Origin of the sequence: Campylobacter sp. JMF_14 EL1, from assembly GCF_027737585.1 — a bacterium.
Lineage (GTDB): Bacteria > Campylobacterota > Campylobacteria > Campylobacterales > Campylobacteraceae > Campylobacter_B.
The window spans coordinates 22,820-34,218 of sequence record NZ_JAOVTW010000005.1 but is presented as its reverse complement, the minus strand read 5'-3'; the positions used below and the strand labels follow the sequence as shown (position 1 = coordinate 34,218).

10 protein-coding genes are annotated in these 11,399 nt (G+C 39.1%); 9 read left to right on the top strand and 1 reads right to left on the bottom strand.

Annotation, left to right across the window (positions count from 1 at the left end):
- Positions 1-57: 57 nt before the first annotated feature.
- The 9 genes from gatC (at position 58) to OFN73_RS06535 (ending at position 8,289) form a co-directional block, all read left to right on the top strand.
- Entirely contained in the window at positions 58-345 is a 288-nt protein-coding gene (gatC, locus tag OFN73_RS06575) for an Asp-tRNA(Asn)/Glu-tRNA(Gln) amidotransferase subunit GatC (protein ID WP_270859743.1), read from the top strand.
- Positions 346-356: 11 nt separating this feature from the next.
- Complete coding sequence (locus OFN73_RS06570) at positions 357-1,439, top strand: type IV pilus twitching motility protein PilT (protein WP_270859742.1); 1,083 nt, start codon at positions 357-359, stop codon at positions 1,437-1,439.
- 2 nt (positions 1,440-1,441) lie between these two features.
- Positions 1,442-2,110 (top strand): CvpA family protein, encoded by a 669-nt coding sequence (locus tag OFN73_RS06565; RefSeq protein WP_270862748.1) that lies wholly within the window; start codon positions 1,442-1,444, stop codon positions 2,108-2,110.
- Positions 2,110-2,577: a Fur family transcriptional regulator gene (locus OFN73_RS06560; RefSeq protein ID WP_270859740.1), complete on the top strand. Its 468-nt coding sequence runs from the start codon at positions 2,110-2,112 to the stop codon at positions 2,575-2,577. The genes OFN73_RS06565 and OFN73_RS06560 overlap by 1 nt, the downstream gene beginning before the upstream one ends.
- Position 2,578: 1 nt before the next feature.
- Positions 2,579-4,072: a lysine--tRNA ligase gene (gene lysS / locus OFN73_RS06555; protein WP_270862747.1), complete on the top strand. Its 1,494-nt coding sequence runs from the start codon at positions 2,579-2,581 to the stop codon at positions 4,070-4,072.
- Positions 4,073-4,074: 2 nt separating this feature from the next.
- Complete coding sequence (locus OFN73_RS06550; RefSeq protein WP_270862746.1) at positions 4,075-5,316, top strand: serine hydroxymethyltransferase; 1,242 nt, start codon at positions 4,075-4,077, stop codon at positions 5,314-5,316.
- Positions 5,317-5,403: 87 nt separating this feature from the next.
- Entirely contained in the window at positions 5,404-6,447 is a 1,044-nt protein-coding gene (locus tag OFN73_RS06545) for an SPOR domain-containing protein (RefSeq protein WP_270862745.1), read from the top strand.
- Positions 6,447-7,232 (top strand): shikimate dehydrogenase, encoded by a 786-nt coding sequence (locus OFN73_RS06540; protein ID WP_270862744.1) that lies wholly within the window; start codon positions 6,447-6,449, stop codon positions 7,230-7,232. Before OFN73_RS06545 ends, OFN73_RS06540 begins: the two co-directional genes overlap by 1 nt.
- 631 nt (positions 7,233-7,863) lie before the next feature.
- Positions 7,864-8,289, top strand: a complete 426-nt coding sequence (locus OFN73_RS06535) for a hypothetical protein (RefSeq protein WP_270862743.1) — start codon at positions 7,864-7,866, stop codon at positions 8,287-8,289.
- 317 nt (positions 8,290-8,606) lie between these two features.
- Here the strand turns inward: OFN73_RS06535 and OFN73_RS06530 are convergent, their stop codons facing one another.
- On the bottom strand, positions 8,607-11,342 hold the full coding sequence (locus OFN73_RS06530; RefSeq protein ID WP_270862742.1) for a M16 family metallopeptidase: 2,736 nt from the start codon (positions 11,340-11,342) through the stop codon (positions 8,607-8,609).
- Positions 11,343-11,399: the final 57 nt, after the last annotated feature.

The window sequence follows — 11,399 nt, the reverse complement described above, 5'->3', positions numbered from 1 at the left end:
GCCCAAAGACAAGAATTTTTATGATATAATGTCGCATTTATCAGAAAAGGAAAATTTATGATAATAGATGAAATTTTATTATCAAGGCTCGAAAAATTAGCTGCTTTAAAAATCCCTGATGAAAAACGAAATGAGTTTATCGGTCAGTTAAATAAGGTAGTAGATTTTGTCGAAATTTTAAACGAATTAAAATTAGATGGTGAGGAAGTAGCCATAACTACTTTAAAGGGCGGAACTCCGTTTCGCGAGGATGAGCCACGCGCTAGCGATGTTCGCTCTATTATTCTGGGACATGCACCTTCAAGCGAGGGTGATTATTTTGTAGTGCCTAAAATTATTGATTAGAAAGGAAAAGTATGGAAGATCCAAGAAAAAATTTAGTAGATATCGAAACCTTATTAAAGACAGTTGTTTTTAATAAAGCTTCTGACTTGCACTTAGTTTCTCGCTCAGCACCGCAAATCCGAATAGATGGAACGCTTCGTCCTTTGGCTATGGATAGCCTTAGCGGAAGTGATATCGAGTATATTTGCTATGCGATGATTACAGATCAACAAAAAAGCGATTTAGAGGAAAATAAAGAGCTTGACTTCGCGATTGAGTTGCCAAATATCGGACGCTTTCGTGGAAACTACTATTACACTATGAACGGCGATTTGGCCGCTGCGTTTCGTATTATTCCTATCGATATCCCTAGCCTTGATGATTTGAAAGCCCCAAGCATTTTTAAAGAGGTTGTAAAACGCGAAAAGGGTATGATTTTAGTCACTGGTCCGACAGGATCTGGTAAATCAACGACTTTGGCGGCTATGCTAAATGAAATCAACGAAAAAGAGCGCAAGCACATTATCACGGTTGAAGACCCAGTCGAGTTTGTGCATCAAAACAAAAAATCTCTATTTTCTCACAGAAATATCGGCACGGATACACACTCTTATGCGCAAGCTTTGAAATTCTCACTTCGCGAGGACCCTGATATCATCCTAGTCGGTGAGATGCGTGATAGGGAGACGATTTCTATTGCCATTACTGCGGCTGAGACAGGACACTTGGTTTTTGGCACACTTCACACAAACTCAGCAATCCAAACAATCAACCGTATCATCGATAGCTTTGACGGCGGCGAGCAACTTCAAGTGCGAAACATGCTTTCTGTTTCGCTAACTGCGGTTATTTCGCAATCTTTGCTTCCAAAGCTTGGTGGCGGTCGTATCGCAGTGCATGAAATTTTGATTAACAACAATGCGGTTGCTAACCTAATCCGCGAAAACAAAGTTCATCAAATTTACTCACAAATGCAACTTAACCAACAAAGCACTGGTATGATTACGCAAACACAGGCTATGGTTAAGGCAATCAGAGCAAATCAAATCGCCAAAGAAACAGCATTGCGCTACTCTACAAATTTACAAGAGCTTATCGGCGTTGTGGGTGCGTGATTATGGAAGGTATAAATTGGTTTGACGCCATTGTAGTGGGTCTGATAATCCTTTTTGGATTAAGGGGTCTTACAAATGGCATTATGAAGGAAATTTTTGGAATTTTAGGCTTGATTGGTGGTTTGTGGATCGCTGTGCGCTATAAAGAGATGGCAGGGGCGTGGATAGCTAGCAAAGTCCCTGCATTGCAAAATGCAAATGGAATTTTCTCCGGCGATACTACTCAGACTTTAATCGGATTTTTGGCTGTGCTTTTTGGCGTGTGGATTATCTGCCTGATTTTGGGCGAGATTATCTCAAAACTCTTTAAATGGAGTGGGCTAGGATTTGTCGATAGAATCGGTGGATTTGCATTTAGTGTGGCTAAAATTTTCTTAATTTTTGCTGTTATCGTAACCTTTGCAAGAGGTCCTATGATGCTAAATGAGCAGACAAAGAAATTTTTCGAAACTAGCGCAGTTGCTCCGGTGCTACTAAGCGTGGGCAAGTGGATTATGGATTTAAAAGACGACCCAGTAGTCAAAGAAAATTTGCAAAGCTTAGAACAAAAAGCTAGTGAAATTTTAACCCCAAGCGAAGATAATGCGACAGAAATTCAAAACAATATTTCAAACGAGGTTTTTGATATCAATCAAAGCTTGGATTTAAATGTAAGTGAAGGGAGATTGTAATGGACGCTAAAATCGAAAATTTAGAATTTGACGCGCTTTTGCTTGAATTTAAAAAAGCACTTAGCGACAATGGCTTAAAATACACAAAACAGCGCGAGGTTTTGCTAAGAACGCTTTATAATAGCAATATGCACTTTACGCCAGAGGCTTTGCATAGCGAGATCAAGGCGAAAAATCCTGAGCTAAATGTAGGTATCGCCACAGTGTATCGCACGCTAAATTTGCTCGAAGAATCAGGCATGGCGACATCGATTACTTTCGGTGCGCAAGGTAAGAAATTTGAACTTGCAAATAAGCCTCACCATGACCATTTAATTTGCAAAAGTTGCAACAAAATCGTCGAATTCCGCGACGCTAGTATCGAGAAAAAACAAATCCAAATCGCCAAAGAAAATGGCTTTGTCCTAACTGGCCATATTATGCAGCTTTACGGAATTTGCGCTGATTGCGCGGCAAAAAGGAAATAATTTGTTCGACTCACAATTAGAAATCCAAAGAATAGATAAATCAAACGAATTGCGAAATTTAGGGGTAAATCCATACCCTCATTTTTTAAAACGAGATATGAAAATCGTAGAATTTCGCGAGAAATTCGCTAGTATTGCAAATACAGAAGAAAAAAAATCAGATGAGATTGTAGTTTTGGCAGGTCGCTTGAAACTAAAAAGAGTTGCGGGCAAATCGACATTTGCAAATATCGAAGACGAAAGCGGAAATATTCAAATTTATTATTCGCGCGACAGTATCGGCGAGGAAGATTACGCTAAATTTAAGAAAAATCTCGAAGTAGGCGATATCATTACCGTTACAGGATACGCCTTTATCACGCAAACTGGCGAGTTTTCGATACATGCTTCAAATATCAAACTAGCTTCAAAAGCGATTTCTCCACTACCTGAGAAATTCCACGGCCTAGTAGATATCGAAATGAGATACCGCCAACGCTACCTCGATATGATAATGAACCCAGAGGTTAGAAGCGATTTTATCAAACGCTCTGTCATAATCCGTGAAATTCGCAACTTTTTTGAGGCGCATGGATTTTTGGAAGTAGAAACCCCAATGATGCACCCAATCGCAGGTGGCGCAAACGCGAAGCCTTTTATCACGCACCACAACGCTCTTGATGTGGATAGATACCTGCGAATCGCACCTGAACTTTATCTAAAACGCCTAATCGTAGGCGGTATGGAAGCTGTTTTTGAAATCAATAGAAATTTCCGCAACGAGGGCATGGATTTAACGCACAATCCTGAATTTACCAGCATTGAGTTTTATTGGGCGTGGCATGATTATAATGATGTTATGGATCTGACACAAAATTTAATCTGGGCTGTGATGGATAAGCTAGGGCTTGATAAAAAGCTTCAATACGACGAGCTTGAAATCGACTTTACTAAGCCTTTTGCGCGCGTAAAATACCTTGACGCGCTGGTCGAAATAGGTGGATTGGATCCTGAGATTATAAATGATAAAGACAAAATTTTAGCAAAGCTTAAAGCTGATAAATTCGAAGTCAATGAAAAGCTAGATTTGGGCCACTTGCAAAGCGAACTTTTCGATAATTATGTCGAAGCCAAGCTCATAGATCCGACCTTTATCGTGGATTTTCCTATCGAGATTAGCCCACTTGCAAGAAGGAGCGACGAAAATCCAAAAATCGCCGAGAGATTTGAGCTATATATCGCTGGCAAGGAGATTGCAAACGCATTTAATGAGCTAAACGATCCGCTTGATCAATTTGAGAGATTTAAGGCACAAATCGACGCCAAAAATGCAGGCGATGACGAAGCTCACGAAATGGACGCTGATTATGTCAAAGCACTAAGCTATGCTATGCCACCTACCGCTGGTTGGGGGCTTGGGATTGATAGGTTGGTGATGATTTTGCTAAATAAAAAATCGATTCGCGATGTTATTTTGTTTCCAGCTATGAAACCATTAAATTCAGATAAGGAGTAAAAATGTTGGCAGATTTTGATAAAGAAATTTTTGATTTGATGAGCAAGGAGCTAGCTCGTCAGTGCGACCATTTAGAGATGATTGCAAGCGAAAACTTCACTTACCCAGAAGTTATGCAGGTAATGGGCTCAGTGCTATCAAACAAATACGCAGAGGGCTATCCCGGCAAAAGATATTATGGTGGCTGCGAATTTGTCGATGAAATCGAAACAATCGCTATTGAGCGATGTAAAAAACTTTTTGGTTGCGAATTTGCAAATGTTCAGCCAAATTCAGGCTCACAAGCAAATCAAGGCGTTTATGGTGCATTTTTGAAACCGGGTGATAAAATTTTAGGCATGTCTTTAAGCCATGGCGGACACCTAACACACGGTGCAAAAGTTTCAAGCAGCGGAAAGTATTATGAGAGCTTTGAATACGGCGTCGAGCTAGATGGTCGCATAAACTACGACCGCGTAGCAGACATAGCTGGTATCGTAAAACCAAAAATGATAGTTTGTGGCGCAAGTGCCTATACAAGGGAGATAGATTTCGCTAAATTTAGAGAAATCGCTGATAGCGTGGGTGCGTATCTTTTTGCCGATGTGGCTCATATAGCAGGACTAGTTGTAGCTGGCGAGCACGCTCATCCGTTCCCACACTGCCATGTAGTTAGCTCTACCACTCACAAGACGCTTCGCGGACCACGCGGTGGCATAATTATGACGAACGATGAAGAATTCGCTAAAAAAATCAACAGCTCGATTTTCCCGGGCATTCAAGGCGGACCCCTAATGCATGTCATCGCAGGAAAGGCTGTGGGCTTCAAACACAATTTGAGCCCTGAGTGGAAAGTTTATGCAAAACAGGTCAAAGCAAATGCAAAAATTTTAGGCGAAACTTTGGTAAAACGGGGCTTTGATCTAGTAAGCGGTGGCACGGATAATCACCTAATTTTGGTTAGCTTTTTAAATAGAGAATTTAGCGGAAAAGACGCTGATATAGCCCTAGGAAATGCAGGAATTACCGTAAATAAAAACACAGTCCCAGGCGAGATTCGCAGTCCGTTTATCACAAGCGGTATTCGCGTAGGAAGCCCTGCTTTGACATCTCGTGGTATGAAAGAGGCTGAGTTTGAGTTTATCGCAAATAAAATCGCAGATGTGCTTAGCGATATAACAAACACCGAACTTCAAGCAAAAGTTAAAAAAGAGATTGTGGATTTGGCGCATAAATTTATCATTTACGATAAAGCGATGTATTGATTTTAAGGCGCTTCGTGCGCCTTATTACCCTTTTTAAAAGATTTGTTAAATTTTTTAAAAAGGGTAAATAAATTTTTAGGAGATATTATGACAGATAAATTTGATATGAGCGATATCACTATGAACGGAGCGCCAGGAGACGGCACAGCTAGCCTAAAAAAGCTTTTGACTATTGCGGCTGGAATTATAGTTTTGTTTTTGATAGTTCTTATAATAATGAAAGCTATCAACAAAAACGACATTGACACAAACGCAGCCCTAACAATGCCTAGCGAAGAAGAACTTACTAAAAAAGAAGAGGTAAAAAAAGAGCCAGAGATCAATGTGGTTAGCAGTGATACTTCTAACGCGCAGCCTCAAACCCCGGCTCCAAAGGCAGAGCCAACCCCTGCGCCAAAACCAAGCGAGCTTCAAATTTCAAAGGTTGAAATCAAAAATGAAGTAAAAGATGAGCCAAAGCCAGTGGTGCAAAACACTGCCCCTCAAACAAAGGTAGAGATTAAAAAACCTGAGGTCAAAGAAGAGCCAAAACCAGTAGAGATAAAAAAAGAAGAGCCTAAGCCTGTCGTAGTCCAAAGAATCGAGGTTAAAAAAGAAGAACCAAAACCAGAAGAGGTAAAAACCGTAAAAGAGCAGTTGCAAGCTCCAAAGGTTGAAACCAAAAAAGAAGCCCCAAAAGTCGAAGTCAAAAAAGAGACTCCAAAAACTGAGCCTAAAAAAGCAGAGGTGAAAAAGGCTGAGGTTAAAAAAGATGAGCCTAAAAAGGTAGAGGCGAAAAAACCTGAACCTAAAAAAGAGGAAGTCAAAAAAGCCGAAGTTAAAAAAGAGACTCCAAAAACTGAGCCTAAAAAAGAACCTGCCAAAGTAGGCACTGCGGCAAAAACTGCGAATTCGAGCGTGGGAGCTGGAAATTATATCCAAGTTTTCGCTTCGAACTCTTACGATCCAAACAGCTCAGATGTGCGCAAAATCACAGCCAAAGGTTATAATCCAGTGGGTTTAAAAACCCAAGTAAATGGCAAAGATGTGGTTAAAATTTTGGTCGGTCCATTTAGTGGAGAAGAGCTAAATAAGGCTATTAGCGACATGCGTGCGGTTAATAGTGGCGCATACATTTACAGAGTGAAATAATGCACAAATTTGCCGTTTTTGGCAATCCGATATCTCACTCTATATCGCCTTTAATGCACAATTTGGCGATTAAAGAGCTAGGCCTTGACGCCTTTTATGGGCGGGTTTTGTTAGAAACAGCCGCGGATTTGAAACAAAAATTTCTGAATTTAGGCTTAAATGGCGCGAACATCACCGTGCCTTTTAAGCTAGAAGCTTACCGGATAAGTGATGAGCTAAGCGAGGCGGCGCGCGAGATCGGCTCAGTGAATACTCTCGTGCGAAAAAACTCCAAATTTTACGGATACAACACTGACGCGCCCGGATTTTACGAGGCGATTAGGGAGTTTGGAAGTTTAAAGCGCGTGCTTGTTTTGGGCGCTGGTGGCACGACGCGGGCGATTGGCTATATTTTGGCGAAAAATGGCGTTAAATTTGACATTTTAAACCGCAGCGAAAAAGAGCCAGAAAATTTTAAATGCGAGAATTTTTATACCTACGAAAATTTCAAATTTCAAAGCTACGATTTGGTCGTAAATTCCACAAGCGCAGGGCTAAAAGATGATTTTTTACCAGCCCCAACCGAAATTTTGGACGCTGTTTTCAAGGAAGCAAAATTCGCATTTGACGCAATTTATGGCAAGATTACGCCGTTTTTGGATTTGGCTAGCACTCACGGCGTTCGCACAAAAGACGGACGCGAAATGCTAATCAACCAAGGCGCATTAGCGTTTAATCTTTTTTATGACAATAAATTTGATAAGAATTTGATTTTAAACGCAATGTCTAGGGCGATAAGATTATAAATTTATGCAAAGAGATTACGACAAAGAGCCGTTAGTTTTAAAAGATTATAGTTTGTATGTAATCATTTATTTCGCTTGTCTGCCTATTATGATTTTTATGGTTAGTCTAATTTACGATATAAAAATAGGATTGGTAACTATTGCTTTTTTAGTATTTGGAATACAAGATTTACAAGAATTTGTAAAAAAATAAAGATAAAATATCGGTAAAATTCACAAATACTTCCATAATTTATGCGATTGATAAAACAACAAAAAATACTATAAATTTAAATGATATAACAGGGATAACCAAAACTCTTGGTTTAGCATACGGCAAAAATACCATAGAGAAAAATAAAGTAATCAACAAAAAACTTTTATTTTTAGGTATCGGTCTGATTTTAATAACTTGGTTGTTTTTGGCAACGAAATTTTTACTGATTTTATTGTCGCTGATTTTATTAGTAGTTTGTTATTCTGGTTATAGTGATAATTCAATAGCTCAAATTATTGCAAATGAAACTGGCAAAAAAGTTATAGGTTATACTGGCATATACACATATCACGACTATATGCCAAATTTATTTAGCGGACCAGATTTTATAAATAGTTCATTTAAAAAAACATTCTACCCAAACAAGGATAAATAATGAAAAAAGTAATTTTTATTTTATTTGTTTTAATCGTATTGTTTTTTATATTTTTTAATGGCAGGATAGACAATAAACAAAGTGTTTTGTTGGGCTGTGCTATAAATACGCCAGACACAAAAAATGGTGGCAGTTGTGCAAAAACACTTAAAAAAGATTATGGATTTTACGAAAAATTAAATTCTAACAAAATAGATGAAATTTTACTTGGCGATAACAAAGATGAGTTGCTAATTATTGGATACGATCAACATATAGAGTTGCTAAAATTTATAAAATGCAATTTTTTAAAAAACAATAACCACCTATGTCATGAATTTTGGCATAAAAGTAATGGAAAAATCAAATTAATACAATATGATGATTTTGAAAAATTATCAAAACGAAATTTGAAAATTATAGTTATTGAAAGAAAAAATAATTGAGCACCGTAGCACCATAGCGTGGGCACTCTCGCCCATCTCAATAAATTTAAATCTCAAAAATTTATTTGTTAATAAAACCTTGTCGCTTAAATTTTGGAAAGAATATAAAATTTTCGATAATAATCACAGGTATGTAAATTTCGTTATAAAAAATTCTGATTATTTAGAATTAAAAACATATTTTTTACTAAAAACAGGCAAAAACCTTGACGATATAAAAATAAGTATAAATTATCTGTATTGATAAAAAGAAATTCGACACTGCGCAAATTGCCGAATTTATGGCGCGCGCAGTATCGTTAAAAGGCTAAATTCACTTACTTTTTCGGATTTAAAATCGCGATAAACGGCTCTTTTGCGATTAAATTTGCCCCAAATTTCACATCTTCGTTGCTAAGGGCGTTTATGCGAGCAGCGTAAATTTCATCATCATAAAACGGATAGCCGAAAAGCTCGTGCGAAGCGATGTTGCTTAGCCAAAAATCGTTGTTTTCGCTGGCTCTTTTCATAGATAAAATTTGCGCTTTTTTGAAATTTTCTAGCTGATCTGCGCTAGTGCCGTTGTGCGCGATATCAGCGATGATTTCTTTGATTCCTTCAATCACCGCTTCCTTGTCTTTTTTGTTGCACGAAAACGAGATATTTAGCCCAGATTTTATCTGTGGAAACTGCGCGTATGAGGCACTCACGCTGGCTGAGTAGATTAGCCCTTTGTCCTCTCTGATTTTTTCGGTGATTTGCGTTTTTACGGCACTTTCGAAGGCTTTGAGCTTGTATGAGTTTAAAATGTCAAACTCGCTCAAATCGTAGTTTAGATAAATCATTCTAACCTCGCTTTTATCGCTATCGCCGTAGTTTTCCTCGATTTTTACGGCGTTTGCGCTAAGCTTTGTTTGGGCGATTTCGCCCCTGCCAGCTTTGCCTTTTAAATTTCCTGCGTATTTGGCTAAAATTTCGGTGATTTTATCCTCGTCAAAATCGCCACTTATCACAAATAAATACTCGCCCCCATTAGCGAAAATTTCATCTGCTAAGCCCCCAAAATGCGCTAAATTCGCACTTTTTACATCGCTTATTTCAAGCGGAGTTTTAAAGCGCAAATCCCCGCCAAATAGCGAATTTACGATTTGTTTGTTGAAGCGAAAATCTATCGTCTCATCTCTGAGCGCAAGGTTAGAGATGGCGCTACTTTGGTATTTTTCTAGCGAATTTGCGTGGATTTTTGGTGTGCTCATTTTCACAAACAGCTCCCTCATCATTGCCTCGAAATCCTTGCTAGCGCACTCCCCGCTAAACCCGCTAGAAAGCTCGTTTATGCCAAAGCGCAAAGAGTAGTTAAACCCGCTAGTAAGCCGCTTAGCCTCGTATTCGTTAAACTCGCCAATAGTGCCTGAATTTAGCAATGCGCTTAAAATTTCAGCCTCAGCCTTGCTCGCAAAATTCGAAATTCCGCCTAGTTTTTTCACGCTGATTTGTATGCTATTTTTTTTGCCCAAATTTCGCTTTAAAACCGCCTTGACGCCGTTATCGAAATTTAGTGTGGTTATGTTTTTATCGCTATCGAAATTTTGGCCAAATTTGGCTGGTGAAGGCTCGTTTTCTAAAAGTTTTTTCTCGCCCAGGCCGTTTTTACTAAAATCAAATGGGGTTGCGTTTTGATAAATTTTATCTATTTCCTCCGCGCTTAAATTTAGATTTTTTGTCGAAATTATCTCCGTAAAGTGCGCTCCGCTCGTGATTTGCTTGAAGTATTCATTGACATCGCCAAGCGAAATTTCGCCCAAAATCGCAAGGCTTAAATCGTGTTTATCCTGCTTGCCAAGCTTAGTGTTGCCGTTTATTACAAAATCCAAAATTTCATAAATTTGCTTGTTTTGCGTGTCATTTTTGATGAGATTGGTTTGGACGGAGTTGATAAATTCCGCCTTTGCACTCTCAAAATCCCCAGCCGAAAATCCATGCTCCCTAGCGCCCTTAATCGCGCTAAATAGGCTAGTCAGCGTGGCATTTGCGTCAAAATCAAAAATGTTTGCGCCAAAAGAATAAAGTCTGCGCTCGCCGAATAAATCATTGCTGTCAAATCCCGCTTTTAGGGGGATTTTCGCGCCTATATTTAGGGCATCGTAGCTAAGGCTAAGAAGTTTTGCGATGTAGGTATCAAGCCAGGCTTTTTTCATTTCGCCTACGCTGTTTAAGGGGCTGTGTTCGCCGGCAAACACGATATTTACGGCATTTGTGCCAATCTGTGGCTCTACGATGTTTGCATAACCTGCGCCGAATTTTTGCAGGCTCGTATCGCGCGCGATTTTTTTAGAGCGAGGTTTTAAATCGCTAAATTTGGCTTTGATTAAATTTTCGATTTGCGTCGAATTTACATCGCCTACGACGATGACGCTCATCAAATTTGGCGCATAATTTCTATCATAAAACGCCCGCAAACTCGCACTCGTCGCGCCCGCTATGGCTTCGTTTTTGCCTATTGGGAAGCGTCTTTGAAAGATCGAGTTTGGATAGAGTGATTTGGCTCTTTGTTCGTAAAATCTGGTTTTATAATCCTTTTTTGCCTCTTCTAAAATCACGCCTTTTTCTTTTTCGACCTCGGCTGGGTCAAATTTCACGCCCTTAGCGTAGTCTCTAAATACCGTGAAAATGTCGTTTAAATTTTCATCGCTCACGCTTGCTTGGATATTGTAGGTCGTGTTTTGAAAGCTAGTTTGGGCGTTTAAATCTGCGCCAAATTTCACGCCTAGGCTTTCTAATTTTTTGACTAGTTCGTTTTTGTCGAAATTTTCGCTGCCGTTGAACGCCATGTGCTCGACAAAGTGCGCAAATCCCTGCTCATCGTCGTTTTCGTCGATACTGCCAGCATTTACATTTAGGTAAAAATATGCGCTGTTTTTGGGGACGGGGTTGTGCTGTATGAAGTATTTTAGACCGTTTTCTAGCGTGCCCGTGGTTACATTGGCGTCAAATTTCAGTGCTAAATTTGGATCAAGTGATACGGCGAAATTTAGGCTAAATGCCGCGCAAAGTGCGAAAAATATTTTTTTCATAAATTATCCTTTTTAAAAAAGCGAGATTTTAACTGAAAATAGTAAATTTTAAATGAA

What these genes read in the sequence shown, in the direction of transcription:
- gatC (WP_270859743.1), top strand. Translation starts at nt 58, where the DNA reads ATGATAATAGATGAAATTTTATTATCAAGGCTCGAAAAATTAGCTGCT.
- OFN73_RS06570 (WP_270859742.1), top strand. Translation starts at nt 357, where the DNA reads ATGGAAGATCCAAGAAAAAATTTAGTAGATATCGAAACCTTATTAAAG.
- OFN73_RS06565 (WP_270862748.1), top strand. Translation starts at nt 1,442, where the DNA reads ATGGAAGGTATAAATTGGTTTGACGCCATTGTAGTGGGTCTGATAATC.
- OFN73_RS06560 (WP_270859740.1), top strand. Translation starts at nt 2,110, where the DNA reads ATGGACGCTAAAATCGAAAATTTAGAATTTGACGCGCTTTTGCTTGAA.
- OFN73_RS06550 (WP_270862746.1), top strand. Translation starts at nt 4,075, where the DNA reads ATGTTGGCAGATTTTGATAAAGAAATTTTTGATTTGATGAGCAAGGAG.
- OFN73_RS06545 (WP_270862745.1), top strand. Translation starts at nt 5,404, where the DNA reads ATGACAGATAAATTTGATATGAGCGATATCACTATGAACGGAGCGCCA.
- OFN73_RS06540 (WP_270862744.1), top strand. Translation starts at nt 6,447, where the DNA reads ATGCACAAATTTGCCGTTTTTGGCAATCCGATATCTCACTCTATATCG.
- OFN73_RS06535 (WP_270862743.1), top strand. Translation starts at nt 7,864, where the DNA reads ATGAAAAAAGTAATTTTTATTTTATTTGTTTTAATCGTATTGTTTTTT.
- OFN73_RS06530 (WP_270862742.1), bottom strand. Translation starts at nt 11,342, where the DNA reads ATGAAAAAAATATTTTTCGCACTTTGCGCGGCATTTAGCCTAAATTTC.